The organism is Streptomyces tibetensis (genome assembly GCF_040647715.1).
Taxonomy (GTDB): Bacteria; Actinomycetota; Actinomycetes; order Streptomycetales; family Streptomycetaceae; genus Streptomyces; species Streptomyces tibetensis_A.
The window spans coordinates 267843-293687 of the sequence record NZ_JBEZCR010000007.1 but is presented as its reverse complement, the minus strand read 5'-3'; the positions used below and the strand labels follow the sequence as shown (position 1 = coordinate 293687).

At 71.2% G+C, this 25845-nt stretch carries 22 protein-coding genes and 1 tRNA gene; 14 read left to right on the top strand and 9 right to left on the bottom strand.

The genetic code is table 11. From position 1 onward, the window contains the following. Positions 1 to 7 precede the first annotated feature (7 nt). Positions 8 to 3001 carry a glycine--tRNA ligase gene (locus AB0B29_RS20735; RefSeq protein WP_362241650.1) on the top strand — a complete coding sequence of 998 codons (2994 nt, stop codon included), beginning with the start codon at positions 8 to 10 and terminating at the stop codon, positions 2999 to 3001. Between the two features lie 86 nt (positions 3002 to 3087). Here the strand turns inward: AB0B29_RS20735 and AB0B29_RS20730 are convergent, their stop codons facing one another. Beyond that, on the bottom strand, positions 3088 to 3552 hold the full coding sequence (locus tag AB0B29_RS20730) for an ATP-binding protein (protein ID WP_362241646.1): 465 nt from the start codon (positions 3550 to 3552) through the stop codon (positions 3088 to 3090). Between the two features lie 244 nt (positions 3553 to 3796). On the opposite strand from AB0B29_RS20730, the gene AB0B29_RS20725 reads away from it, so the two are divergent. The 9 genes from AB0B29_RS20725 (at position 3797) to AB0B29_RS20685 (ending at position 13659) form a co-directional block, all read left to right on the top strand. Then, complete coding sequence (locus tag AB0B29_RS20725; protein WP_362241643.1) at positions 3797 to 4627, top strand: hypothetical protein; 831 nt, start codon at positions 3797 to 3799, stop codon at positions 4625 to 4627. Between the two features lie 117 nt (positions 4628 to 4744). Further along, positions 4745 to 5488, top strand: a complete 744-nt coding sequence (locus AB0B29_RS20720; RefSeq protein WP_362241640.1) for a YcnI family copper-binding membrane protein — start codon at positions 4745 to 4747, stop codon at positions 5486 to 5488. 95 nt (positions 5489 to 5583) lie between these two features. Further along, positions 5584 to 6237, top strand: a complete 654-nt coding sequence (locus AB0B29_RS20715) for an SCO family protein (protein ID WP_362241638.1) — start codon at positions 5584 to 5586, stop codon at positions 6235 to 6237. After that, positions 6234 to 6707, top strand: coding sequence for a copper chaperone PCu(A)C (locus AB0B29_RS20710; RefSeq protein WP_362241635.1), 474 nt, complete (start codon positions 6234 to 6236; stop codon positions 6705 to 6707). Before AB0B29_RS20715 ends, AB0B29_RS20710 begins: the two co-directional genes overlap by 4 nt. 13 nt (positions 6708 to 6720) lie before the next feature. Then, a complete protein-coding gene (locus AB0B29_RS20705; RefSeq protein WP_362241632.1) occupies positions 6721 to 8727 on the top strand; it encodes a copper resistance CopC/CopD family protein in 2007 nt (668 codons plus the stop codon). Between the two features lie 6 nt (positions 8728 to 8733). Beyond that, positions 8734 to 10029 (top strand): iron uptake transporter deferrochelatase/peroxidase subunit, encoded by a 1296-nt coding sequence (gene efeB / locus AB0B29_RS20700; RefSeq protein ID WP_362241630.1) that lies wholly within the window; start codon positions 8734 to 8736, stop codon positions 10027 to 10029. 63 nt (positions 10030 to 10092) lie between these two features. Continuing rightward, positions 10093 to 11025 (top strand): prephenate dehydratase, encoded by a 933-nt coding sequence (gene pheA, locus AB0B29_RS20695; RefSeq protein WP_362241627.1) that lies wholly within the window; start codon positions 10093 to 10095, stop codon positions 11023 to 11025. 541 nt (positions 11026 to 11566) lie between these two features. Beyond that, complete coding sequence (serS, locus tag AB0B29_RS20690; RefSeq protein ID WP_362241625.1) at positions 11567 to 12844, top strand: serine--tRNA ligase; 1278 nt, start codon at positions 11567 to 11569, stop codon at positions 12842 to 12844. Further along, positions 12841 to 13659 carry an HAD family hydrolase gene (locus tag AB0B29_RS20685; protein ID WP_362241622.1) on the top strand — a complete coding sequence of 273 codons (819 nt, stop codon included), beginning with the start codon at positions 12841 to 12843 and terminating at the stop codon, positions 13657 to 13659. Before serS ends, AB0B29_RS20685 begins: the two co-directional genes overlap by 4 nt. 86 nt (positions 13660 to 13745) lie before the next feature. On the opposite strand, the gene AB0B29_RS20680 is transcribed toward AB0B29_RS20685, so the two are convergent. The 6 genes from AB0B29_RS20680 to AB0B29_RS20655 all read right to left on the bottom strand — a co-directional run bounded on the left by AB0B29_RS20680 (position 13746) and on the right by AB0B29_RS20655 (position 17996). Then, positions 13746 to 13835: transfer RNA gene (locus AB0B29_RS20680), tRNA-Ser, on the bottom strand. Between the two features lie 283 nt (positions 13836 to 14118). Continuing rightward, complete coding sequence (locus AB0B29_RS20675; RefSeq protein ID WP_362241619.1) at positions 14119 to 14382, bottom strand: hypothetical protein; 264 nt, start codon at positions 14380 to 14382, stop codon at positions 14119 to 14121. 101 nt (positions 14383 to 14483) lie between these two features. Beyond that, on the bottom strand, positions 14484 to 15203 hold the full coding sequence (locus tag AB0B29_RS20670; RefSeq protein WP_362241616.1) for an ABC transporter permease: 720 nt from the start codon (positions 15201 to 15203) through the stop codon (positions 14484 to 14486). Between the two features lie 9 nt (positions 15204 to 15212). Then, positions 15213 to 16124, bottom strand: coding sequence for an ABC transporter ATP-binding protein (locus tag AB0B29_RS20665; RefSeq protein WP_097217810.1), 912 nt, complete (start codon positions 16122 to 16124; stop codon positions 15213 to 15215). Then, the gene (locus tag AB0B29_RS20660) at positions 16121 to 17038 is read right to left on the bottom strand and encodes an ABC transporter permease (RefSeq protein ID WP_362241613.1); all 918 of its coding nucleotides are present in this window, start codon (positions 17036 to 17038) and stop codon (positions 16121 to 16123) included. Before AB0B29_RS20660 ends, AB0B29_RS20665 begins: the two co-directional genes overlap by 4 nt. Next, positions 17028 to 17996, bottom strand: a complete 969-nt coding sequence (locus AB0B29_RS20655; protein WP_362242009.1) for an ABC transporter ATP-binding protein — start codon at positions 17994 to 17996, stop codon at positions 17028 to 17030. Before AB0B29_RS20655 ends, AB0B29_RS20660 begins: the two co-directional genes overlap by 11 nt. 168 nt (positions 17997 to 18164) lie before the next feature. Between AB0B29_RS20655 and AB0B29_RS20650 the strand changes: the two genes are divergently transcribed. The 4 genes from AB0B29_RS20650 to AB0B29_RS20635 all read left to right on the top strand — a co-directional run bounded on the left by AB0B29_RS20650 (position 18165) and on the right by AB0B29_RS20635 (position 22715). After that, positions 18165 to 19922 carry an SDR family oxidoreductase gene (locus AB0B29_RS20650; protein WP_362241610.1) on the top strand — a complete coding sequence of 586 codons (1758 nt, stop codon included), beginning with the start codon at positions 18165 to 18167 and terminating at the stop codon, positions 19920 to 19922. Positions 19923 to 20111: 189 nt separating this feature from the next. Next, on the top strand, positions 20112 to 20660 hold the full coding sequence (locus AB0B29_RS20645) for an RNA 2'-phosphotransferase (RefSeq protein ID WP_362241607.1): 549 nt from the start codon (positions 20112 to 20114) through the stop codon (positions 20658 to 20660). Positions 20661 to 20770: 110 nt separating this feature from the next. Next, entirely contained in the window at positions 20771 to 21673 is a 903-nt protein-coding gene (locus AB0B29_RS20640; RefSeq protein WP_362241604.1) for an LLM class flavin-dependent oxidoreductase, read from the top strand. A 172-nt stretch (positions 21674 to 21845) separates the two neighbouring features. Continuing rightward, a complete protein-coding gene (locus AB0B29_RS20635) occupies positions 21846 to 22715 on the top strand; it encodes a Cof-type HAD-IIB family hydrolase (protein ID WP_352097382.1) in 870 nt (289 codons plus the stop codon). Between the two features lie 19 nt (positions 22716 to 22734). Here the strand turns inward: AB0B29_RS20635 and AB0B29_RS20630 are convergent, their stop codons facing one another. Beyond that, on the bottom strand, positions 22735 to 23796 hold the full coding sequence (locus AB0B29_RS20630) for a M23 family metallopeptidase (RefSeq protein ID WP_362241600.1): 1062 nt from the start codon (positions 23794 to 23796) through the stop codon (positions 22735 to 22737). 101 nt (positions 23797 to 23897) lie between these two features. After that, positions 23898 to 25845: thiol reductant ABC exporter subunit CydC (cydC, locus tag AB0B29_RS20625; RefSeq protein ID WP_362241598.1), on the bottom strand; the 1948-nt coding region annotated here is incomplete at its 5' end.

The following is a 25845-nucleotide window of genomic DNA, read 5'->3' as shown; positions in this document are numbered from 1 at the left end:
GATCATCATGAAGAACGTATCGACGGCGCTGACCATGCAGGACGCCATCCTCACCCTGCAGAGGTACTGGAGCGACAACGGCTGCATGATCACGCAGCCGCTGAACACCGAGGTCGGAGCCGGTACGGCCAACCCGGCCACCGCGCTGCGGGTGCTCGGTCCCGAGCCGTGGAGCGTCGCCTACGTGGAGCCGAGCGTGCGGCCGGACGACTCGCGTTACGGCGAGAACCCCAACCGCCTCCAGACCCACACCCAGTTCCAGGTGATCCTCAAGCCCGATCCGGGCAACCCTCAGGAGCTGTACCTGGGCAGCCTGCGCGCCCTGGGTGTCGATCTGAACGCGCACGACGTGCGGTTCGTCGAGGACAACTGGGCCTCGCCCGCGCTCGGTGCCTGGGGGCTGGGCTGGGAAGTCTGGCTGGACGGCATGGAGATCACCCAGTTCACCTACTTCCAGCAGGTCGGCGGCGTCGCCCTGGACCCGGTGTCGGTGGAGATCACGTACGGGCTCGAACGCATCCTGATGAACCTTCAGGGCGTGTCCCACTTCAAGGACATCGCCTACGCGCCGGGGATCACCTACGGCGAGGTGTTCGGGCAGAACGAGTACGAGATGAGCCGCTACTACCTCGACGACGCCGACATCGACACCAACCACCGGCTGTTCGAGTCGTACGCGGCCGAGGCCCGGCGCCTGCTGGACCTGGAGCTGCCCGTCCCGGCGTACACATACGTGCTGAAGTGCAGCCACACCTTCAACGTGCTCGACGCACGCGGGGCGATCAGCACCACCGAGCGAGCCAAGGCGTTCTCGCTGATGCGCGGACTGACGCACGAGACGGCCAAGCTGTGGGAGCGGCGGCGGGCCGCGCTGGAGCATCCGCTCGGGCTGGCGCCCACGCCGGTTCCGGCCGAGCGGGGCCCGCTGCCCAAGGTGCCCGGCGTCGAGACGCTGCTGTTCGAGATCGGCGTGGAGGAACTGCCGTACGCCGACGTTCCCGCCACCACCGAAGCGGTGCGTGAGTCGGTCACCGCCAAGCTCGCCGCGACCCGGCTCGGGCACGGCGCGATCAACGTGATGGCCACCCCGCGCCGGATCGTGATCACGATCGACGGCGTGCAGCCGCGCGAGCGCGACACCATGCGGACCGTGCGCGGGCCCAAGGTCGCCGCCGCCTACAAGGACGGTGCCCCCACCCCCGCGTTGCTGGGATTCGCCCGCAGCCAGGGCGCCGAACCGGCCGACGTGCGGGTCGTCGAGGCCAACGGGGTGGAGTACGTGGCGGTCACCCGTCACGAAGAGGGGCGTCCGGCCGTCGAGGTGCTCAGCGAGCTGCTGGCCGAGGTCGTCTCCGGGCTGCGGGCCGGGCGCAACATGCGCTGGAGCGACCCGGGGCTGTCGTTCTCGCGTCCCGTGCGCTGGCTGCTCGCGCTGCTGGGGCGCACACCGCTGCCCGTGGTGGTCTCCTCCTTGTCGTCCGGCGACACCACGCGGGTGCAGCGGCAGGCGCCCTACCCGGAGGTCCGGGTGACCTCCGCCGAGGGCTACCCGCACTTCCTGCACATGCACGGCATCCTGCTCGACCGTGAGGCCCGGCGCGGCGCCGTCGTGCGCGGCGCCCTGGAGGCGGCCGCCGAGGTCGGCGGGCGCATCGACGTGGAGGACCAGGCCGGGCTGATCGACGAGATCACCGACATCCTGGAGTTCCCGTACGCCGTGCGCGGTTCGTTCGACGAGCGCTATCTCGAACTGCCCGCGAGTGTCCTGACCACCGTGATGCGCAAGCACCAGCGCTATCTGCCGGTGCTGGACGGCGACCGGCTCATGCCGCACTTCGTGACGTTCGCCAATGCCCTGTGCGACGACGACGTGGTGCGGGCGGGCAACGAGGCGGTGCTGCGGGCCCGGTACGAGGATGCCGCGTTCTTCTGGCGGGCGGACCTCAAGGTGGCGCCGGAGGAGTTCCGGAGCCGGCTGGACAAGCTGACCTTCGAGGACCGGCTGGGGACGGTCGCCGACCGCGCCGTCCGGCTCGCCTCCCTCGCCCAGGACCTGGCCGGACGGGCCGGTCTTCCCGAGGAGTCGGTGGGGGTCGTGCGGCGGGCCGGCGCGCTGGCCAAGTTCGACCTGGCCTCGCAGATGGTGATCGAATTCTCCGGTCTGGCCGGAGTCATGGCCGCGGAGTACGCCCGCCGGGCCGGGGAGTCCGCCGAGGTCGCCCGCGCGCTGGCCGAGATGGAACTGCCCCGCTCCGCCGGTGGCGCCCTGCCGGCCGGGGACGCGGGGGCCGTGCTGTCCCTCGCCGACCGGTTCGACCTGGTCACGGGCATGTTCCTGATCGGCGCAGCGCCGACCGGGAGCTCCGACCCCTATGGGGTGCGCAGGGCGGCGATCGGACTGCTCAACGTGTTGCGGAGCGTGCCCGCCGTGGCCGGGGTGCGGGTGAGCGAGGGTCTGCGCGCGGCGGCCGTACGGTACGCCGCGCAAGGCGTCGAGGTGCCCGCGGAGCGGGTGGCCGAAGCCGCCGAGCTCATCACCCGGCGCTACGAGCAGCAGCTCACCGACGCCGGGCACGAGCACCGGCTCGTCCAGGCCGTACTGGTGTGGGCAGACCGGCCCGCCCATGGCGACCGCACGCTCGCCACGCTGGAGCAGCACATCGACAGCGAGGCGTTCCAGGCGCTCGCCGCCGCTTTCCAGCGGGTGGTGCGCATCCTGCCCGAGGGCGGTGTCGAGCCGGCCGACGGGTCCCTGCTGACCGCGCCCGCCGAGCTTGCTCTCGCCGAGGGCGCGCAGGGCGTGCGTCAGGCGCTGCAGGGGCGGGAGGACGATCTCGGCGCGCTGATCGAGGTCTCCGCCCCGCTGGTCGAGGCGATCGGCACTTTCTTCGACGAGGTGCTGGTCATGGACCCCGACCCGGCGGTCCGGGCGGCGCGGCTGGCGCTGCTGACGGACGTGGCGAGCCTGGCGCGCACGACGCTGGACTGGGGAGCGCTGTAGGGGCTGCCCGTAAGGACTGCCGATCACAAGCGGTGTTTCACGTGAAACGTGGCTGTTTCACGTGAAACGCCGTGCCGCCGGGAAGATCAGACAGCCATCAGCGGCGCGTCGGAACGCCACTTCAGCACCTTGTCGAAGCTCACCACGGCTCCACCCCGGCCCGGCTTGTTGCCGATGTGGACGTGGTCGGCCAGCTCCTCGATGAGACACAGACCCCTGCCGTTCTCCGCGTCGGAGTGCGCGGGGCGGATCGGCGGGCGGGAGGGGCCGGCGGAGACCGCGGGAAAGCCCGGCCCCGCGTCGGTGACCTCGATCCGGCACTTCTCGCCGTCGAGGTACGCGGTGACCCGGTACGCCTCCGAGCCGGGGCCGCGCCCTGTGTCCCCGCCGTGCTCCACGGCGTTCGCGCACGCCTCGCTGAGGGCGACGGAGAGGTCGTAGGAGATGTCGGGGTCGACGCCCGCGGTCTCCATCGTGCCGATCAGGAGGCGGCGGGCGAGCGGCACGCTCGCAGCTTCGCGCCGCAGATGGAGTGACCACCAGATGCTCATGCTCCAGCCTCCTGGCTGCGGCTCGACATACCGTTACGTATTGCCCTGAGTCCCCCTGTGTAAGCGTGAAGTTGACGTGACGCCGCCCATACGGCGGATGCGCGCTGGTCCTGATCGGTGTATGTGGGGGAAGGTATCGCCGCATCCAGGGGCGCTCGTGGTCAGAGCATGACGTTCCGGTCGTACGGCATCTTGTGGACCTGCCGTACGGCGCCTGCGGGCCCAGTGCGATGATGAGCCCGCCATGACTGCCCCCCACGCGCGCGCGACGCGCTCCGGACACACGCTCCGGATCCTGCGGGCCGCGGTGTTCGCCGCGGTCTGCGTCGTGCTGGCCGGGGCAGGTCACGCGCTCGCCTCCTGCGACGCCATCCCGCTGTGGACGCTGGGCGCCGGATTCCTCGCAGCGGCAGCGGTGGCGGCTCCGCTCGCCGGGCGGGTGCGCTCGCTGGTGGGGATCACGGCGCTGCTGGCGATCGGCCAGACGGTGCTGCACACGCTGTTCGGCCTCGGCCAGCACGGTACGGCCGCCGTCACGCCCTCGGCGCCGACGGGCGGGGGTGACGCCGCCCTGGTCCAGCAGGCCGCACGGTTCGTGTGCGGCACGACGGCGGCGGCGATCAGCCCGGCGCAGGCCCACAGGATCCTCACCGACGCCCGGATCCAGCCGCCCGCCGGCGTGCACACGCATCCGGCCGCGGACACCGTGTCCGGGTCGTCGGCGTCGCTGTGGCCGTCCCTGCCCATGCTGCTCGGCCACCTCCTCGCGGCGCTCGCCGCCGGGTGGCTGCTGCGTCACGGCGACCTGGCTCTGCTGCGGCTCTCCGAGCTGTCGGCACTGTCGGCCCAGGGAGTCGCCGAGGGTGCGCTCATGCGCTCCCTGCGGGCCGCTCTCGCCCTGGTCCGCGCCCTGCGCGCCGGGCTCCCCGGAGCCCCGGAAGCCGGCCCGCGCCCTGCGCTCACCACTCGGACCGCGCCCCTGATGCCGCGCATCACGGCGCTCCAGCACACGGTGATCCGGCGCGGCCCGCCGACCGCCACGGCTTCCGCCACCGCACTCGCCCTCGCCGCCTGACGCGACGCGACCACCAGCACTCCGCTCCCGCGGAGGAGGGGCCGCCGTCGTGCGGCACGCGCGTGTGCGCATTCCTCCTTCCACATCCAGACCGACTCACAGCGGAGTGCCCCTTCCATGAAGGCTTCCCGTATCGTCGCGGCCGGTGCCGCCGCCGGTATCACCGTTCTCGCCCTGTCCGCCCCCGCCTTCGCGCACGTCACCGTGCAGCCCGAGGGCACGGCCGCCAAGGGCGGCTACGCGGTCATCGACTTCAAGGTCCCCAACGAGCGCGACGACGCCTCGACCACCAAGCTCGAGGTCAACTTCCCGACCGACCACCCGCTGGCCTCCGTCATGCCGCAGGCCATGCCGGGCTGGAAGATCGACGTCACCAAGTCCAAGCTGGACAAGCCACTGGAGATGCACGGCGAGAAGATCACCGAGGCCGTCACCAAGGTCACCTGGACCGCCGAGGGCAAGGGGATCCAGGCGGGCTACTTCGAGAAGTTCCCGCTCTCCGTCGGCCAGCTGCCCGAGGACACCGACCAGCTGGCCTTCAAGGCCCTCCAGACGTACTCCAACAAGGAGGTCGTCCGCTGGATCGAGGTGCCGCAGGAGGGCCAGGAGGAGCCCGACAACCCGGCCCCGGTGCTGGAGCTGTCCGCGGCCTCCGAGGACGGGCACCACGGCTCGTCCGCCGATGAGGACTCCGACGCCAAGTCGGCCGAGAAGACCTCCGCCGACACCGCCGCCTCCGACTCCACCTCCTCCGCCGGCACCGACACCACCGCTCGCGTGCTGGGCATCGTCGGCATCGTGGTCGGCGCGGCGGGCGTCGCCTACGGCGTGCTCGCCGGGCGCCGGCGGTCCGACGCCTGAGGCTGCTTCCGCTGACGGCGCGCGCCGGGCCCCCGCCCTCCGGGCGGGGCACCCCCGGTGCGCGCCGGGCCCACCGACATCTGGGACATTTCTCTATGCGCACCAAGACCTTCGCCGCGGCCGCGCTGCTCGCCGCCGCCTCCCTGACCCTGACCGCCTGCGGCAGCGGCGACGACAGCGACAAGCCCGTCTCCGTGGTGTCCGAGGAGGCCGGCTCCGACAAGGCCGCCACCGTCCTCGACAAGCCCTTCGAGAAGCCGGACCTGGTCCTCACCGACACGCAGGGCAAGAAGTACGACCTCCGCAAGGAAACCGCGGGCAAGCCCACACTGATCTACTTCGGCTACACCCACTGCCCCGACGTCTGCCCGCTGACGATGAACAACATCGCCGTCGCCAAGAAGCAGTTGCCCAAGGCCGAGCAGGACGAACTCCGGGTCGTCTTCGTCACGACGGATCCAAAGCGCGACACCTCCGCCGAGCTCGGCAAGTGGCTCAAGGGCATCGACAGCCAGTTCATCGGCCTGACCGGCGACTTCGCGACCATCCAGGCCGGCGCCCGCACCCTCGGCATCTCCATCGAGCCGACACGCAAGGACAAGAACGGCAAGCTCGTCTCCGAGCACGGCACCCAGGTCATCGCCTTCTCCCCGAAGACCGACGGCGGCTATGTGCTCTACGGCGAGGACGCCACCGTCGACGACTACACCAAGGACCTCCCCAAGATCGTCAAGGGGGAGAACCCGTGAGGCGGCGACTCGTCCCGACGGCCCTCGTCATAGCCGGAGCCCTGGCACTGGCGGGCTGCGGCGGCTCGGACTCCGGCGACGGAAACGACTCGGGGAAACCGGACCTCGCCGCCGGCTCCGCCTACATGCCGCAGCCCGTGTCCGACGACATGGCGGCCGGCTTCCTCACCGTCACCAACAAGGGCGGCGCCGCCGACGAGCTCACCTCGGTCACCAGTGACATCGCCGGACAGGTCACCGTGCACGAGACCGTCGACGGGGCGATGCAGGAGGTCAAGAGCCTCAAGATCCCCGCGGGCGGCCGGCTGGAGCTGAAGAGCGGCGGCGACCACCTGATGTTCGAGCAGCTGAAGAACAAGCCGAAGGAAGGCCAGACGGTCTCCGTCGAGCTGCACTTCGCGCACTCCGCCCCGGTGAAGGTCGAGATGCCGGTGAAGCCGCCGACCTACACCCCGACGACCGGACACTGAGGGAGGGACCTCCGTGACACAGACCATCGCCCCCCGCGTCCGGACACTGGTGCTGCTGCTCCTGGCCGCGGCGTGCGCACTCCTCGCCGGAGCCGGCCCGGCCTCGGCGCACGCCGCGGTGACCGGAAGCGACCCCGCGCAGGGGGCGGTGGTCGACAAGGCCCCGGCCCGGATCTCGCTCACCTTCTCCGAGCAGGTCGCGCTCTCCGACGACTCGCTGCGCGTGCTCGACCCCGAGGGCAAGCGCGTCGACACCGCCAAACCGGCCAACGTCAGCGGCACGACGTACGCCGTGCCGCTCCACTCGGGGCTGCCCGACGGCACGTACACCGTGGCCTACCAGGTCGTCTCGGCGGACAGCCATCCCGTCGCCGGCGCCTACACCTTCTCCATCGGCGCCCCCTCCAAGACCTCCGTGTCGGTCTCCGGGCAGTCGACGGACGACGGGGTCGTGGGCTGGCTGTACGGCTTCGGACGGTACGTGTCCTACGCCGGGTTCATCGTGATGGCCGGCGGCGCCGCCTTCGTACTCGCCTGCTGGCAGCGCGGTTCCGGGGTGCGGCCGGTCCAGCGGTACGTCGTCTCCGGATGGGTCGCGCTCACCGCGGCGACCCTCGCGCTGCTGCTGCTTCGAGGCTCCTTCACGGGCTCCGGAAAGGTCGCCGACATCTTCGACCTGTCCCTGCTCGGGCAGGTGCTGCAGACCAAGACCGGCGCGGCCCTGGTGTCCAGGCTGCTGCTGCTCGCCGCGGCGGCCCTGTTCATCGCGGTGCTGTTCGGCGCGTACGACAAGCGGGAAGACGCCCGGGAGAAGAGGGACCTGACCTTCGGACTGTCGATCGGCGGCGTCGTCGTGGCGGCCGGGCTCGCGGCGAGCTGGGCGATGTCCGAGCACGCCTCCGTCGGCCTCCAGGCGGGCATCGCCATGCCGGTCGACGTGCTCCATCTGCTGGCCGTCGCCGTCTGGCTCGGCGGACTCGGCGCGCTGCTGGTCGCCCTGTACCGCGCGCCCGCCGAGACGCCCGTCGACGCACCGGCCGTACGCCGCTTCTCCCAGGTCGCCTTCGGCAGCGTCCTCGCCCTGATCGCGACCGGGACGTACCAGTCCTGGCGCCAGCTCGGCTCCTGGTCGGCCTTCACCGGCACCCGCTACGGCCAGCTCCTCCTCGCCAAGATCGCCCTCGTCGTCGTCCTGGTCGGCGTCGCCTGGATCTCGCGCCGATGGACGGGACGACTGGCGGAGACGGCATCGGTGGAGGCGCCGGAGGTACGGGAGAAGGAGCGGGTCGGGGCACCCGGCCTCGACACCGATGAGCGGCCCGGCCCCGAGCCCACCGGCTCCCAAGCCGCGGACACCGAAGCCACCGACACTGAAGCCACCGGCTCCGAAGCCGCCGACACCGAAGCCACCGAAGCCACCGAAGCCGCCGACACCGAACGCGCCGCGCAGCTCGCCCGGCAGAAGGCCGCCCGGGACGCCGCACAGCGCAAACGGATCCGGGACGCGGATCCGAACCGCTTCGGGCTGCGCCGCTCCGTCCTGACCGAAGCCGGCGTCGCGGTCGTGCTGCTCGCCGTCACCACCGTGCTGACGCAGACCGAGCCGGGACGCACCGAGCAGGAGGCCAAGGCAGCCACCTCGTCCTCGGCGTCCGCCTCCGCCGACACGGGTGCCTCCGGGGCGCTGACCCTGAACATGCCGTTCGACACCGGCGGCGAGGACGGCAAGGGCATCGTCACGATCGACCTCGACCCCGCACGGGTGGGCGACAACGAGATGCACGTCTACGTGGAGCGTCCCAACGGCCGGGCCTTCGACATCCCCGAGGTCAAGGTCGAGTTCACCCTGAAAGCCAAGGACATCGGGCCCCTGCCCGTCGTCCCCGACCACCTCGCGACCGGCCACTGGTCGGCGAACGGAGTGCAGATCCCCATGGCCGGCGACTGGCAGGTCGACGTGACCGTGCGGACCTCCGACATCGACGAGGTCACCGTCTCCAAGCACGCGCAGATCGGCTGAACGACCATGCCTGACCAGTCCCATCCGAAGGCCGCCACCGAGGCCGGCTCGGGGAAGAGCGAAACGGCCCCCGCCCACGAGGGCATCTCACGGCGGCGACTGCTCGGTACCGCCGGCGCCACCGGACTCGTCCTCGGCACGGCGGGCGCCGCCGTGGGTTACGCCGCCGCCCCCTCCGAAGCGGCCGCTCCGCTCACCTCCCTCGGCAGGGACCGGGCGATGTTTCACGGGAAACATCAGCCCGGCATCACCGACGGCCTCCAGGCACGCGGCCACCTCGTCGCCTTCGACCTCGCGGCGGGGGCCGGCCGCAAGGAGGCCGCCGCCCTGCTCCGCCGCTGGTCGGAGACGGCCAGGCGGCTGATGGCCGGTGAGCCGAGCCCCCACGAGGACACGGACGTCGCCCGCGACGCCGGGCCCTCGTCGCTGACGATCACCTTCGGCTTCGGCCACAGCTTCTTCGCCCGGACCGGCCTGGAGAAGCAGCGCCCGGCCGCCCTGGACCCGCTGCCCGAGTTCTCCTCCGACCACCTCGACAAGAACCGCAGCAACGGCGACCTGTGGGTGCAGATCGGTGCCAACGACGCCCTGGTCGCCTTCCACGCCCTGCGCGCGATCCAGAAGGACGCGGGCCGGGCCGCCAAGGTGCGCTGGCAGATGAACGGCTTCAACCGCTCCCCGGGCGCCACCTCCCACCCGATGACGGCCCGCAACCTGATGGGCCAGATCGACGGCACCCGCAACCCCAAGCCGTCCGAGTCCGACTTCGACCAGCGCATCTTCGTGCCGGAGAAGCCGGAGAAGGGCGTCCCTGCCTGGATGGCGAACGGCTCCTACGCCGTCGTACGCCGGATCCGCATGCTCCTCGACGACTGGGAGAAGCTCTCCGTCAAGGCGCAGGAGGACGTGATCGGGCGCCGCAAGTCCGACGGGGCAGCCCTGTCGGGAGGCACCGAGACGACGGCGATGGACCTGGAGAAGACGGACGCCAAGGGCAACCTCGTCGTCCCGATCAACGCCCACGCCCGCATCACCCGACCCGACCAGAACGGCGGCGCGGCGATGCTCCGCCGCCCCTTCTCGTTCCACGACGGCATCGACGCCGACGGGGTGCCCGACGCGGGTCTGCTCTTCATCTGCTGGCAGGCCGATCCCCTGCGCGGCTTCGTGCCGGTGCAGCGCAAGCTCGACCGCGGTGACGCCCTGTCGCAGTTCATCCGGCACGAGTCGAGCGGACTGTTCGCTGTGCCGGGCGGGGCCGCCGAGGGAGAGTACGTGGGGCAGAAGTTGCTGGAGGGATGAGAGTTCACCCCTGCGTGTGCCTGTGGGGGGATAGCGCTTCCGCGAGCCCATTAGGGTGAGGTCATGCCAGCGAGCTATGCGTATCTCGGCCCTGAGGGCACCTTCACCGAAGTCGCCCTGCGCACGCTTCCCGAGGCCGCCACCCGGGAGCTCATCCCGTACGTGTCCGTTCAGTCCGCACTCGACGCGGTACGCGCCGGCGAGGCCGAGGCCGCGTTCGTGCCGATCGAGAACTCCGTCGAGGGCGGCATCACCACCACGCTCGACGAGCTGGTCGCCGGCGCGCCCCTGATGATCTACCGCGAGGTGCTGCTGTCGATCACCTTCGCGCTGCTGGTCCGCCCGGGCACGAAGCTGTCGGACATCAAGACCGTCTCGGCCCACCCGGCCGCGCAGCCGCAGGTTCGCAACTGGCTGAGGAAGCACCTCCCGGACGCGCACTGGGAGTCCGCCGCCTCGAACGCGGACGCCGCACGGCTGGTCCAGGAGGGCCAGTACGACGCCGCCTTCGCAGGCGAGTTCGCGGCCGCCCGCTACGGTCTGGAGGCCCTGGAGACCCAGATCCACGACGCGGAGAACGCCCAGACGCGGTTCGTGCTGGTGGGCCGGCCCGCCCGGCCCGCGGCGCCGACCGGCGCGGACAAGACCTCGATCGTGCTGTGGCAGCGCGACGACCACCCCGGCGGCCTGCGTGACCTGCTGGGCGAGTTCGCCACCCGCGGCATCAACCTCATGCTGCTCCAGTCCCGGCCCACCGGCGCCGGCATCGGCAACTACTGCTTCTGCATCGACGCCGAGGGCCATATCTCCGACCGCCGGGTGGCCGACGCCCTGATGGGCCTGAAGCGGATCTGTCTCCAGGTGCGCTACCTGGGCTCCTACCCGCGCGCGGACATGAGGCCGGCGGATGTGCAGCCGCCGCGGCTGGGGACGTCGGACGAGGAGTTCGCGGGGGCGGCGGACTGGGTCGCGCGGTGCCAGGACGGACGTTTCTAGTCCGGGTCCCGCCCGTTCGGCGCTGGTCGTACCTGCCGATTGTCGTTATCCACAGAAGTTATCCACAGGTCCGCTTCTCGACCTGGGGACAAGTCGACAACGAACCGTGAGTCAGTCGACAAATCGCCCTACAGGCCCCTGATGCGCCCATCATCGGGCAGGTCACCCTTCGTCCACTGTTTTCCCTTGCGTAACCCTTAGAGGTGACCCACTTCCACTCGAAAGTGAAAGTGGAGGGGGTTTGTCGCGGGAATTCATGGGACGGTCCGACCATTCGGAGTGATCAATTCCGTAGTCCACAGATCTTCCACACAGCCTGTGGATAACTCATTGCCGGACGTGGATCGCTGTGGACAACTTCAGGCCCCAAGTCCCTTTGCGCCCAAGGAATTAGAGTCAAGATGCCTCCCATCGGATGCCACGTTCCGGGGAGAGGCACCCTCTTTATTGACACTGTGCGCAATTCGCTCATAACGGTATGTAAGGCGCGAGCAGGATAGTGAGTCGTGGGCGGTCATCCCGCACCGGTAGCCTTGGGCGCGTGATTGACCTTCGCCTGCTCCGTGAGGACCCCGACCGTGTGCGCGCGTCGCAGCGCGCCCGTGGAGAGGACGTCGCACTCGTCGACGCCCTCCTGTCTGCCGACGAGCGGCGCAGGTCGTCCGGCGTCCGCTTCGACGAGCTCCGCGCCGAGCAGAAGGCGCTCGGCAAGCTCATCCCCAAGGCGGCCGGCGACGAGAAGGCCGAGCTGCTGAAGAAGGCGGGCCAGCTCGCCGCCGACGTCAAGGCCGCCGACGCGGACCGCGACGCGGCCGCGACCGAGACCCAGGAGCTGCTCCAGCGGCTCGGCAACCTCGTGCACCCGGACGTGCCCGTGGGCGGCGAGGAGGACTTCGTCACCCGCGAGACGCACGGCACGATCCGCGACTTCGCCGCCGAGGGCTTCGAGCCCAAGGACCACCTGGCGCTCGGCCAGCTCCTCGGCGCGATCGACGTCGAGCGCGGCGCCAAGGTCTCCGGCTCGCGCTTCTACTTCCTGACCGGCGTGGGCGCGCTCCTGGAGCTCGCCCTGGTGAACGCGGCGATGGCGCAGGCCACCGCGGCCGGCTTCACCCCGATGCTCACCCCGGCGCTGGTCCGCCCCCAGTCCATGGCGGGCACGGGTTTCCTCGGCCAGGCGGCACAGGACGTCTACCACCTCGCCGACGACGACCTCTACCTCGTCGGCACGTCCGAGGTGGCGCTCGCGGCGTACCACATGGACGAGATCCTCGACGCCGACCGCCTCCCCTTGCGCTACGCGGGCTTCTCGCCCTGCTTCCGCCGCGAGGCCGGCTCGCACGGCAAGGACACCCGGGGCATCTTCCGCGTGCACCAGTTCGACAAGGTCGAGATGTTCTCCTACGTCGCTCCCGAGGACTCGCAGGCCGAGCACCAGCGCCTGCTGGAGTGGGAGAAGCAGTGGCTGACCTCGCTGGAGCTGCCGTTCCGGGTCATCGACGTCGCGTCGGCCGACCTCGGCTCCTCGGCCTCCCGCAAGTTCGACTGCGAGGCGTGGATCCCGACCCAGGGCAAGTACCGCGAGCTGACCTCGACCTCGGACTGCACCGAGTTCCAGTCCCGCCGCCTGTCGATCCGCGTCCGTGAGGGCAAGCAGGTCCGCCCGCTGGCCACGCTCAACGGCACGCTGTGCGCCGTCCCGCGCACGATCGTGGCGATCCTGGAGAACCACCAGCAGGCCGACGGTTCGGTGCGCGTACCCGAGGTGCTGCGTCCGTACCTGGGCGGCCGGGAGGTCCTGGAGCCGGTGGCCAAGTGAGCGACACGGCTTCCCCGGACGCCTTCCCGTACCGGCTCGTCGCCACTGATCTCGACGGGACGCTGCTGCGCTCCGACGACACGGTGTCGCAGCGCACCCGTGACGCGCTCGTCGCGGCCACCGCCGCGGGCGCCGCGCACATCGTCGTCACCGGCCGCGCCGTCCCGTGGACCCGGCACATCCTCGACGACCTCGGCTACCAGGGTCTTGCCGTCTGCGGCCAGGGCGCACAGGTCTACGACGCCGGCGCGCACCGCCTGCTGACGTCGGTGACGCTGGACCGGCAGCTGGCCGGGGTGGCGCTGGCCAAGATCGAGGCGGAGGTGGGCCCGCTCCACCTGGCGGCGAGCCGCGACGGCCTCGACGGCGAGGTCCTGGTGGGCCCGGGCTACGCGGTGCACGGCACCCTGCCCGCCACGCCCTTCACGGACGCGTCGGATCTCTGGGCCGCGCCCCTGAACAAGCTGTACATCCAGCACCCGACGCTGACCGACGACGAGCTCTGCGAGGCGGCGACCCGCACCGCCGGCGGTTTCGTCACCGTCACGATGGCGGGCGCGGGCATCGTCGAGCTGCTCCCGCTGGGTCTGTCCAAGGCGACGGGGCTGTCCCTGGCGGCTCGTCGGCTGGGTCTGAAGGCGGCCGACACGATCGCCTTCGGCGACATGCCCAACGACATACCGATGTTCGCCTGGGCCTCCTACGGCGTCGCCATGGCGGACGCCCACGTGGAACTGAAGGCGGTGGCCGACGAGGTGACGTCCTCCCACGACGAGGACGGTATCGCGGTGGTGCTGGAGCGGTTGCTGGGCTGAACCCCGGGCCCGGTGGTCGGAGCCCGTGGTTCAAGGCCGGCACTCGTACCCATACTCAAGCCCCGGCACTCGGGCTCGATGGTGCGTGGCGGAGGATGCACGGATCGAACGTGCGCGGGCCTTTCGACCCGACCACGGTTTAGCAAACCGGTGCCTTACCACTCGGCCAATCCTCCGGGTGGGCGGCCCACGCGATGTGCGATTCGCGTGCTCGAAGCGGCCGCCCCGGGCAGCTCCCCGTGTGGGCGGGGTCCACGGAGGGGTAGTGGCTACTCCGGATCCCGCCGCCGGCTGCCCTGAAGGGAGCTGGACGTACTGCCGTGCATGGACATCGTCCCGCTCCTCTCCCGGCTCGTGACTCCGGACCGCTCGGGCCCGGCGCTGACGACAACCACTCTGCCTGCCGGGCGAATTGGACGCCACCGAATAAATCGGCGGCCGGACCGGCGGAGCGGCCGGCTACTTCCTGCGCCACCTGCGCCGCCGGACCTTGCTGAAGAACCAGCCCGCGGGCGGCTCGTCGGAGCGCCAGGGTTGCGGCTCCGGTTCCTCGCGGCTCCACTTCGCGGCGAGCATCCGGGCACGGGCGGACGGCTCGGAGGTCCCGGCGGAGCGTATGAAGTCCTCGTCCAGTACGACCCCGTCGAGCTCGTCCCGGGTGCCGTCACCGGACCCGGAACCGTAGGTCCCGCGGTCGTCGTACTGAGCGCTCTCGCCCGCCATTCCCTTCCTCCCAGTCGTCCAACTTCCGTATGGTTTCCCCTACATCCCGTTCGCCCAGTGTGCCCTGACAGAGATGAAATCTCCGTCAGGGCCGGGGCACGTCACTCCTCGCCCGCGAGCGTCAGGGAGCGCAGTTTCTGTCCGGCGTACCAGGTGGCCAGCACCGTGACGGTGACCAACAGCACCGTCGCCGTGGTCAGACCCACGTCCGAGGAGACCAGGTCCCCGCCGGACACCTTCTGGGCCACCGCCAGCGACCACTGCTGAACGCTGAGCGTGCGCGCGCCCGGCACCAGAGAGCCGAACAGGGCCTCCCAGACGAGCGCGTAGACGAGTCCGAACACCACCGCGTGCCGGGAGACCGTGCCCAGCAGCAGGAACAGGGCCGCGTAGGCGATGGACGCGACCAGTGCGGCCACCGTGTAGGCGACGGCGACCTGCTGTCCGTTGCCGTTCAGGATGAAACCGGCGATGAGCGTCGGCACCGCGGAGAACACCATGGTCACGGCGATCGCGACGATCAGCTTGGTGAAGATGATTGTCGGCCGTTTGATCGGCTTGGACAGCAGGTACACCACCGAGCCGTCGTCGATCTCCGGCCCGATCGCGCCCGTCCCGGCGATGACTCCGATGAGGGGCACCATCGTCGCGAGGGCGAGTCCGCCCAGCAGGTCGGACGCCGTCTGGTCGTCCGCTCCGGCCAGACCGCGCACCGCCACGGCGATCACGATCAGCAGCATCGGCAGGGCGCCGAGGATGAGGGCCCGGCGTCGGCCGAGCAGGGCCCGGTAGGTGAGCCGGGCGACTGTGGGGTCGTACATCAGGGCCTCCTACGCCGCGACGAGATACGAGAAGACGGACTCGAGGGACTCGTCGGACGGCGAGACCGTGAGCAGCCGGATGCCGTGGTCCCTGGCCACCCGCGGCAGCAGGGCCGTGAAGCGGCCGAAGTCGACGGCCTGGATGCGCAGCGCGCCCTCGGCGAGGTCGACCTCGATGCCGGCCGTCGACGGGTCGGCGATCAGCGCGGCCGCGAGGGCGCGGTCGTCGCTGGAACGCACCAGGTAGCGATGCGGCCGGTCGGTCATCAGGCGGCGGATCTTGCGGAAGTCGCCGCTGGCGGCGTGCCGGCCGGCGACGACGACCTCGATGTGCCAGGCGAGTTGCTCGACCTCTTCGAGGATGTGGGACGAGAACAGCACCGTGCGGCCCTCGTCGCCCATGCGGCGCAGCAGGTCCATCAGCTGCATGCGCTGGCGCGGGTCCATGCCGTTGAACGGCTCGTCCAGCAGGAGCAGCGAGGGGTCGTGGACCAGGGCGGAGGCCATCTTCACGCGCTGGCGCATGCCCTTGGAGTACGTCTGGATCTTGCGGTCCTGGGCGTACTCCATCTCGACGGTGGCGAGCGCCTTCTGGGCCGCCTTGGCGCCCAGGCCGTGCAGCTCGGCGTTGGCCAGGACGAACTCCTTGCCGGTGAGAAAGTCGTACATCGCCTCCCGCTCGGGCACGACGCCGATGTGCTTGTAGATCTGCTCGTTGCGCCACACGGCCTGGCCGTCGAGGGTGACCGTGCCGGTGGAGGGGGCCAGGAAGCCGCCCATCATGTTGATGAGGGTGGACTTTCCGGCGCCGTTGGGGCCGAGCAGGCCGGTGACGCCGGGGCCGATGGTCATGGTGATGTCGTTGACGGCGACCACGTTGCCGAACCAGCGGGAGACGTGGTCGATGTTGAGCGTGGTCACAGTCCCACCTTCTTGTAACGGCGCATCAGGAGGCCGTAGCTCGCCGCGATCAGGCCCAGGGCGACGGCGACGTAGACGATGCCCTCGGCGGTGCTCGGGCCCACCCCGCTGGGCGAGGCGGACGTCGCGCCCAGGAACGCGGACTGCACACCGTCGACGATCGTGATCGGGGAGAACATCCCGATCCACGGCACGGCGTCGCCGCTGCCCTGCGCGTCGGCGATGGCCTGGAGGGTGGAGACGGCACCGTAGGTGATGGTCAGCACGGCGATCACGGCCGCGATGCCGAAGCCGCGGCGAGGGGTGAAGGACGCGATGACGAGGCCGATGCCGGCGAACAGCAGTGAGAGCAGTGCCACGGAAACCAGTCCCTGAGCGAATCCCTTGGTCTGGTCGGCGAAGTCGAGCTCGGCGAGCAGCGCGCCCACGTAGAGGACGAGCAGGGGCGCCGCGGTGAGGATGAACAGCGCCGAGGCCAGTGCCGCGAACTTGGCGCGGACGTAGTCGGCGGTCTCGATGGGCCGCGAGAAGTACAGCGGCACGGTCTTGAAGCGCAGGTCCCGCGAGACGGACTGGGGGGCCTGTGAGGCGACGTACAGGCTGATGACCGCCTGCATGATGATCGCGTAGCGCGTGTAGTCGACGGGCAGTTCCTTGACCTTGGTGGCGACCGCGACGGCGACCATGATGGCCGCGGGCACGCACATCACCACGAACAGCAGCATCGGCAGCACCTTGGACTTCACCGAACGGCCGAGGCCGTAGGAGCCGCGCAGGGACTGCGAGTACAGGGAGCGGCGGGCGTAGGCGCGGCCGAGGCGGGGGCCGTCGTAGGTGCGGTAGCCGATGTTGTGGATGCGGGTCTGGTCGCCCTGTGCCGGGGCGGCTGTCCCCGTGGAGTGCTCAACCGCCATGGCCGACCGCCTCCTTCCGCTGCTCGCGCTCGTCGCTGCTGGTGAAGACCTCGGAGATGTGGTGCCGGCGCTGCTCCATGCGCACCAGGCCGAGACCGAGGTCCGCGATCACGTCCCGGACCAGGTCGTACGTCTCCTCGCCCTGTGCCGTGAGCAGCAGGACGTGGCCGGCACCCGGCAGGCCGCTGCCGTCCTCGACGGTCACCCCGCGCGCGTGCAGCGCCTCGCGGACCGCGCGGGTGCCGTCCGGGTGCTCGTCGGTGTCGGTGACCTCGACGGCGAGGGTCGTGGTGGTCTGCGTGAAGTCCGTGGTGGAGCTGGAGCGCAGGAGCTTGCCGCCGTCCACGACGACGACGTGGTCGCAGGTGCGCTCCAGCTCGCCCAGTAGGTGGGAGGTGACCAGGACCGAGATGCCGAAGTCGGTGTGGATGCGGCGGATCAGGCCGAGCATCTCGTCGCGTCCGACCGGGTCGAGGCCATTGGTCGGCTCGTCCAGGAAGACCAGCTGCGGGTCGTGGACGAGGGCCTGTGCGAGTTTGACGCGCTGCTTCATGCCGGTCGAGTAGCCGCCGATGGGGCGGTAGCGCTCCTCGTACAGGCCGACGTGGCGCAGGGTGTCGGCCGTGCGCTCGCGCGCGGCGGCGGGCGGCAGGCCGGACATGCGCGCCATGTGGACGACGAACTCGGTGGCCGAGACGTCCGGCGGCAGGCAGTCGTGCTCGGGCATGTAGCCGACCCGCTCGCGGATGGCGGCGCCCTTGGTGGCGACATCGAGACCGAGCACTTCGGCGCGGCCCTCGGTGGCGGGGGACAGACCCAGAAGGATCTTGATCAGTGTGGACTTGCCGGCTCCGTTGGCTCCGACGAGTCCGGTCACACCGGGCCCGACGTCCACGGAGAGCCGGTCAAGCGCGGTCACCCGGGGGAACCGCTTGCTCAGGCTTTCGGTCGCGATCACAGTCACCCCTCGAAGGTAGGGGCCGTGGGCGTGGCGGTCGTCACTCCGCAGAGCTGTCTTCGGATCAGCCCTGAGTATTACGGGCCCCTAGGGGAGCTGCTCCTTGAGGGTTGCCACCACCGGGCAGCTCCTATTGACGAACTCTCTAACAACTGCCAGATTCGCCGGATGACGTTGCTTGCGGGCGCGCGGGAGCGCAGGGTGCGGACCGGCGAAGTGGAGCTCTGCGTGGCCGAGATGGGTGACCCGGGGCGGCCGACGGTCGTCCTGGTGCACGGCTACCCGGACAGCAAGGAGGTGTGGTCCGAGGTCGCCGGACGGCTCGCCGGACGCTTCCACGTGGTGGCGTACGACGTCCGCGGACACGGCCGGTCGACGGCGCCGCGGCCGCTGCGGGGCGGGTTCACCCTGGAGAAGCTGACGGACGACTTCCTGGCCGTCGCGGACGCGGTGAGCCCGGACCGGCCGGTGCACCTGGTCGGGCACGACTGGGGCTCGGTGCAGGCCTGGGAGTTCACCACCGTGCAGCGCACCAGGGGCCGCATCGCCTCGTTCACCTCGATGTCCGGGCCGTCCCTCGACCACTTCGGCCACTGGATCGACCGGCGCGTGAAGCGGCCCACCCCACGCCGGGTCGGCCAGCTGCTCGGACAGGGCGCCAGATCCTGGTACGTGTACCTGCTGCACACCCCCGTGCTGCCCGAGCTGGCCTGGCGCGGCCCGCTCGGCAGGCGCTGGCCACGGATGCTGGAGCGGGCCGAGAAGGTGCCCCGGGGCGCCTACCCCACCGCGTCCCTGCCGTCGGACGCGGCCCACGGAGCCTGGCTGTACCGGGACAACGTCCGGCCCCGGCTGCGCGCGCCACGCCCGGACGCGCACGCCCACGCGCCGGTGCAGATCATCACGCCCCTGGAGGACCGGTTCCTGTCGGAGCGGCTCCACGACGAACTGGAGCATTGGGTTCCGCACTTGACCCGCAGGACGATCCAGGCGGGCCACTGGATCCCGCGGACCCGCCCCGACCGACTGGCTTCGTGGATCGAGGAGTTCGTGACGTCCGTCGAGAACAGGCAGCCCACGCCGACGGGCAGCGGCGAGCACGCCCAGCGGTTCGGTGGGCAGCTCGTGCTGGTCACGGGGGCGGGCAGCGGCATCGGGCGGGCGACGGCGCTCGCGTTCGCCGAGGCCGGTGCGCGCCTCGTGGCCGTCGACCGGAATGGTGAGGCGGCAGCCCGCACGGCCGAGTCCTGCCGCCTGCTGGGCGCCCGCGAGGTCTGGGCGGAGACCGCCGACGTCTCCGACGAGCAGACCATGGAGAAGCTCGCCGACAAGGTCACCACCGAGTACGGGGTGGTGGACGTCCTCGTGAACAACGCCGGGATCGGACTGTCCGGTTCCTTCTTCGACACCACCCCGGAGGACTGGAAGAAGGTGCTCGACGTCAACCTGTGGGGTGTCATCCACGGGTGCCGGCTCTTCGGCCGGCGGATGGCTGAGCGCGGGCAGGGCGGCCACATCGTCAACGTGGCATCGGCCGCGGCGTACCAGCCGTCCAGGGCGCTGCCCGCGTACAGCACCTCAAAGGCGGCCGTGCTGATGCTCAGCGAGTGCCTGCGCGCGGAGCTCGCCGGACGCGGGATCGGTGTGACGGCGGTCTGCCCCGGCTTCGTGAACACCGCCATCACGTCGACGGCGCACTTCGCCGGGGTCGACGCCCAGGAGGAGAAGCGGCTGCAGAAGCGCGCCGCCCGCCTGTACGGGCTGCGGAACTATCCGCCGGAGAAGGTCGCCCGTGCGATCCTGCGGGCGGTCACCCGCAACGAGGCGGTGGCGCCGGTGACGCCGGAGGCCCGGGGTGCGCGGTGGTTGTGCCGGTGGGCACCGGGGGCACTGCGAAGCCTGGCGCGGACGAAGCTGCCGATGTAAGGCGGAGTGAGGCGACACGATGCCGATGTAAGGCGGAGTGAGGCGACACGATGCCCAAATCCCCTGCGGCAGCGCCCAGTTGTCCACAGAATCGCCAATTTCCCTGTGGATAACCATACTTCGCTGTGGATCAAACCTCCGAGGTGAAACTCGATCGCGTGATTCGGGTCTCTCCCGCACCCTGGTGAGATGGACGAAAGACGCACCGTGAAGGTGTCGAAGTACCTGTCGAAGCATCTGCGCCACCAGCCGGAACGCATCGGGCTCACACTCGACGAGGCCGGCTGGGTCGAGATCGACACCTTGATCGCCGCAGCAGCCGCGCACGGTTTCCGGTTCACCCACGACGAGCTGGACCATGTCGTCGCCACCAACGACAAGCGGCGTTTCGCCGTCGAGGGCACCCGCATCCGCGCCAGCCAGGGCCACAGCGTCGAGGTCGACCTCGGCCTGGAGTCAGCCACCCCGCCCACGCACCTCTACCACGGCACCGTCGCCCGCCACCTGGATGCGATCCGGGCCGAGGGGCTCCGTCCCATGAACCGCCATGCCGTGCACCTCTCGCCCGACCGGGAGACGGCGACCCGGGTCGGAGCCCGCCGGGGCCGGCCGGTCGTGCTGACGGTCGACGCGAACGCCATGCACCGGGACGGCCACGTCTTCCAGGTCAGCGCGAACGGGGTGTGGTTGACCGAAGCCGTCCCCGCTCGATACCTGCGCTTTCCCGAACCGCGCTGACCTGCCGCATCCGGCCGACCGCGTACCGTACCCGTATCCACCCGGACGCGCACGGTGACTGTTTCACGTGAAACAGGGGTGGCCGCCGGCGCTCCCTTAGGCTCGATGTCATGAGTCTGCGTCTGAGCACCGTGATCCTCCCGTACCGCCGCTGGCACGAAGGCGGCCGCGCGGCCTGGACGCGCGCCGAGCAGCTCGGTTTCCACACCGCGTACACCTACGACCACCTGTCCTGGCGCACCTTCCGGGACGGCCCGTGGTTCGGCGCCGTGCCGACCCTCACGGCCGCCGCCAGCGTCACCGACCGGCTGCGGCTGGGCACGCTGGTGACCTCTCCGAACTTCCGGCACCCCGTGACGCTCGCCAAGGAGCTGATCTCCCTCGACGACATCTCCGGCGGGCGGGTCACGCTGGGCATAGGCGCGGGCGGCTCCGGCTTCGACGCCACCGCGCTCGGCCAGGAACCGTGGACCCCGCGTGAGCGCGCCGACCGCTTCGCCGAGTTCGTCCCGCTGCTCGACCGGTTGCTTTGCGAGGACGCCGTGTCGTACGAGGGCGACTTCTACTCCGCCCACGAGGCGCGGAACATCCCCGGCTGTGTGCAGCGCCCCAGGCTGCCCTTCGCGGTGGCCGCGACCGGGCCACGCGGGATGCGGCTGGCCGCCCGTTTCGGGCAGGCGTGGGTGACCACCGGCGACCCGAAGCTGTACGAGAACGGCACGTCTGAGCAGTCGGTTCAGGCCATTCGGGGGCAGGCGGAGCGACTCGACGACATCTGTGCCGAGGTCGGCCGCGACATGACCGATCTCGACCGGGTACTGCTCACCGGTTTCACTCCGGACCCTGTCGGCCCGCTCCAGTCCCTGGACGCGTTCGTGGACTTCGCAGGACGGCACGGGGAGCTCGGCTTCACAGAGATCGTGATCCACTGGCCGATTCCTGACTCGCCCTTTGCCGCGGACGAGAAGGTCTTCGAGCAGATCGCGATGGAGGCACCGGCGCAGCTGCGCTGAGCCGGACGGATGCGCCGGGGCTCGGCAGAGGCCTGCGTCGGAGTTTCGGCCGGGGCCTCACCGCGGGGCCCCTGCGGAGCGGTTGCTCATGTGGGGCTCCGGTGGCACCGGTATCCACTCACCTGCGCGGTGCCCCGCACGCCCGTGCAGACATGTGCGGGACAATGGCCGGGTGACCTCAGCGACCCGACAGCCCGAGACCGCGGCCGAGACCCTCCCGCCGCGCCTGATCGCCACCGACCTCGACGGCACTCTGCTGCGCGACGACAAGTCGGTGTCCCCGCGTACGGTCGCGGCGCTGGCCGCCGCCGAGGAGGCGGGCATCGAGGTCTTCTTCGTCACGGGCCGCCCGGCCCGCTGGATGGACGTCGTCAGCGACCATGTGCACGGTCACGGCCTCGCGATCTGCGGCAACGGAGCCGCCGTGGTCGACCTGCACGGCGGCCCCGGTGCCCACCGCTTCGTGAAGGTGCGGGAGCTGGCCCGGGAGAACGCCCTGGACGCGGTACGGCTGCTGCGCGACGCGGCACCGGGCACGGTGTATGCGGTGGAGCAGACGTACGGCTTCTACCAGGAGCCGGCGTACCCGAAGCTGCACATGGAGACACCGGACAGTCTCGCCCCGGCCGAAGAGCTGCTGGGCCCGGATCACCAGGCCGCCGCGGAGCCGGTGCTGAAGATCCTCGCCTACCACCCCGAGATCGACCCCGATGCCTTCCTGACCCTGGCCCGCCTCGCCATCGGTGACCGCGCCAACGTCACGCGCTCCAGCCCCAGCGCCCTCCTCGAGATCAGCGGCCCGGGAGTGTCGAAGGCCAGTACTCTCGCGCTGTGCTGCGCCGAGCGCGGCATCTCGCACGAGCAGGTCGTCGCCTTCGGTGACATGCCGAACGACGTGGAGATGCTGACCTGGGCGGGCCGGTCGTACGCCATGGGCAACGCCCACCCCGACGTGATCGCCGCCGCCTCGGGCCGGACGGTGGCGAACAACGAGGACGGGGTCGCTGTCGTGATCGAGCAGTTGCTGACGGAACTGCCGTAGCCGCCGGAGCCGGGGCGTCTCAGAGGGACACCCCGCGCGCCGCCAGCCAACTGACCGGGTTCACCGACGAGCCCGACTCCGCTGTGATCCGGGCCTCGAAGTGCAGGTGCGGCCCGGTGGAGTTGCCCGTGGTGCCCGACTGGCCGATCCACTGTCCGGGGCTGACGTGCTCCCCCTCGTCGACCGCGACCGAAGCGAGATGGGCGTACTGCGTGTAATAGCCGTCCGCGTGCTCGAGCACGATCTCCATACCGAAGGCGCCACCGCAGGACACCCTCACCACTCGGCCGGAACCCACGGCCCGCACCGGCGTCCCGATCGGCACTGCGAAGTCCTGCCCGGTGTGCCGGTTCGACCAGCGCGCACCACCGCTGCCGTAGGACGCCGACAGCTCGTACGTCTCGACCGGAGCGACCCAGTCGCCCTCGGTGAACCCCGTCTCCGGCTGGTCGAGCCGGACGGTTCCCTGGCACGCCCCGGCGGCGGCCGCGGCGTCCGCCTGCCCTTGGAGCTGGGAGCGCGCCGACTCCAGCTTCTGCTCGATGTCCGCCTTAAGACGCGCGAGTTGGGTGTTGCGACGCTCCAGCGCCTGCCACCGGTCCGCGGCCCTGGCCTCGTCCGCCGCCAGCCGCGCCTCGGCGCGCCGGTTCTTGGAGATCGCGTTGTTCACGGCGAGATCCGCTTGCGAAAAGGCGTGCTGACCTCGCATCAGGCTGTCGGGACTGTCGGCGAGGATCATGTACGCGGCCACCGGCAAGCCCCCGCTGCCGCGGTACTGGGCCCGGGCGATCCGGCCGAGGTCCTCGTGCAGAAGGGCGATGTGCCGCCGCTGCGCGTCCAGGAGTTCCTCCGCCCGCTGGACCTCGGCCCGCTGCTCCTCGGCCTCCTTGCGGCCGGCCTCGTACTGCTGCGTCGCCACCGCGGCCTCCTCGTACAGCCGCGCCACCTCGGCGCTGATGCCGGTCTCCGCGCCAGAACCGCTGCCGGGCTCCTCGGGCGCCGCCGGCGGCCGGGCCGCCAGCACGGCCAGCGCACACAGCAGGACCGGAACCAGCAGCCATCGGCGGCGACATGAACGCATGTCAGCGATCGTCGCCCAGCATCGCGGGCCCGGTCCTGTTCAGGTCCTACGGCTGGGGGACCGGCTGCGCCGAACGGCCCAGTGCACACCGGTCCCGGCCGCTACCGCGCTCCCACCAGCGACTCGGCAGCGGCTTCCCGCTCCGCCATCTCCCGGAGCGGCCCCTGCGCTGACAGCAGGTCCGCGTACCGGCCGCGCTGCACGACCCGTCCCCGGTCCAGCACGATCACCTCGTCGACCGCTTCGAGGCCCGCCAGCCGGTGCGTGATGAGCAGCGTGGTCCGCCCCTCGGTGACGGCCAGCAGATCGGCGGTGAGCGCGTCGGCCGTCTCCAGGTCGAGGTGTTCGGCGGGCTCGTCCAGCACCAGGACGGGGAAGTCGGCGAGCAGTGCCCGGGCCAGCGCCAGCCTCTGTCGCTGGCCTCCCGACAGCCGCGCACCGTGCTCGCCGACGAGCGTGTCCAGACCGTCGGGCAGGCTGTCCGCCCACTCCAGCAGCCGGGCGCGGCCCAGCGCGGTGCGCAGCTGTTCCTCGGTGGCGTCCTTCCTGGCCAGCAGCAGGTTCTCGCGCAGGGAGCTGTCGAAGAGATGCGCGTCCTGCGCGCACAGCCCGACGAGCCCTCGTACGTCGTCGCCGTGCAGCGCGGACGCGTCCACACCCGCGAGCGTGTACGAGCCCGCCTCCACGTCGAGGAACCGCAGCAGCACCTGCGCCAGCGTGGTCTTGCCGGAGCCGGAGGGTCCGACCACGGCGATCCGGCGCCCCTCGTCGAGGGTCAGGTCGAGCCCGTCGAGGGCCTCCCGGTTCTGCCCTGCGTGCCGGGCGGTCAGCCCCGTGACGACGACCGGGAACGGCGACGCGGGCGCCTGCCGCGGCCGCTCCGGCTCCCCCACGGGTTCAGGGGCGTCCAGCACCTCGTACACCCGCTCCGCGCTGCGGCGCACGCGCTGCCGGTACTGCACGGCGAGCGGCATTCCGAGCACGGCCTCGAAGGCGGCGAGCGGAGTCAGGACGACCACGGCCATGGCCACGCCGTCGAGCCGCCCGGCGGCGACCGCCTGTGCGCCGGCCAGCGCCGCGGCCGTGACGGTGAGCCCTGAGATCAGCGCGGTGAGGCCGTCTCCCAGGGCGGTGGCCGTGGCGGTCCGCGCGGCGATCCGGGTCAGCACCCCGTCGGCCTCGCGGGCCTGGGCGGTCCGCGAGGGCAGCGCACCGGCGACGGTCAGTTCCGCGGTGCCCGTGAGCAGGTCGGCCACGCGCGTCGCGAGCACCCCGCGGGCGGGCGCCAGTTTGTGTTCGGCCCGGCGGGCCACAGCACCGGTGATCAGCGGTACACCGACCCCGGCCGCCAGGAGCCCGGCCGCGAGCGCCGCCCCGGCCTCGGGGAGCAGCCACGCGGTGAAGCCGACCGACGCGGCCGACACGACCAGGGCCGCCCCGGCCGGCAACAGCCACCGCAGCCAGTAGTCCTGCAGCCCGTCCACGTCCGCGACCAGCCGGGAGAGCAGATCCCCCCGCCGGGCCCGGCGCAGTCCGGCCGGTGCCAGCCGCTCCAGCCTGCGGAACACCGCGACCCGGGTGTCCGCCAGCATCCTCAGCACGGCGTCGTGCGACACCAGCCGCTCGGCATAGCGGAACACGGCCCGTCCGATCCCGAACGCCCGTGTCGCGGTGACGGCCATCATCAGATACAGCACGGGCGGCTGCTGCGAGGCCCGCGAGATGAGCCAACCCGAGGTGGCCATGAGCCCCACGGCACTCCCCAGGGCAAGGCTCCCGAGCAGCAGCGCGAGTCCCAGCCTCCCGCGCCGGGCACCGGCCATCACGCGGACGCGCGTGAGGACACCGCCCCGAGCCGACTGCCCGACGGACCGGGTCGGGGCGGGCGGCTCGGCCACGGCGATCCGAGTGTCGGCCGATCGGGTCGCGTCGGACGTCACCGGCAGGGCAGCGGTGGCCCCGGGCTCCGAAGGCCGCGCCGCCACAGGCAGAGCAGTGGTGGCCCCGGGCTCCGAAGGCCGCGCCGCCACAGGCAGAGCAGTGGTGGCC

Bases quoted from the DNA above. Each gene is read 5' to 3' on its own strand.
- efeB (WP_362241630.1), top strand. From the start codon at position 8,734: ATGCCTGACCAGTCCCATCCGAAGGCCGCCACCGAGGCCGGCTCGGGG.
- AB0B29_RS20660 (WP_362241613.1), bottom strand. From the start codon at position 17,038: ATGGCGGTTGAGCACTCCACGGGGACAGCCGCCCCGGCACAGGGCGAC.
- AB0B29_RS20720 (WP_362241640.1), top strand. From the start codon at position 4,745: ATGAAGGCTTCCCGTATCGTCGCGGCCGGTGCCGCCGCCGGTATCACC.
- AB0B29_RS20670 (WP_362241616.1), bottom strand. From the start codon at position 15,203: ATGTACGACCCCACAGTCGCCCGGCTCACCTACCGGGCCCTGCTCGGC.
- AB0B29_RS20630 (WP_362241600.1), bottom strand. From the start codon at position 23,796: ATGCGTTCATGTCGCCGCCGATGGCTGCTGGTTCCGGTCCTGCTGTGT.
- AB0B29_RS20715 (WP_362241638.1), top strand. From the start codon at position 5,584: ATGCGCACCAAGACCTTCGCCGCGGCCGCGCTGCTCGCCGCCGCCTCC.
- AB0B29_RS20650 (WP_362241610.1), top strand. From the start codon at position 18,165: ATGACGTTGCTTGCGGGCGCGCGGGAGCGCAGGGTGCGGACCGGCGAA.
- pheA (WP_362241627.1), top strand. From the start codon at position 10,093: ATGCCAGCGAGCTATGCGTATCTCGGCCCTGAGGGCACCTTCACCGAA.
- AB0B29_RS20735 (WP_362241650.1), top strand. From the start codon at position 8: ATGAAGAACGTATCGACGGCGCTGACCATGCAGGACGCCATCCTCACC.
- AB0B29_RS20725 (WP_362241643.1), top strand. From the start codon at position 3,797: ATGACTGCCCCCCACGCGCGCGCGACGCGCTCCGGACACACGCTCCGG.
- AB0B29_RS20675 (WP_362241619.1), bottom strand. From the start codon at position 14,382: ATGGCGGGCGAGAGCGCTCAGTACGACGACCGCGGGACCTACGGTTCC.
- AB0B29_RS20640 (WP_362241604.1), top strand. From the start codon at position 20,771: ATGAGTCTGCGTCTGAGCACCGTGATCCTCCCGTACCGCCGCTGGCAC.
- AB0B29_RS20645 (WP_362241607.1), top strand. From the start codon at position 20,112: ATGGACGAAAGACGCACCGTGAAGGTGTCGAAGTACCTGTCGAAGCAT.
- AB0B29_RS20730 (WP_362241646.1), bottom strand. From the start codon at position 3,552: ATGAGCATCTGGTGGTCACTCCATCTGCGGCGCGAAGCTGCGAGCGTG.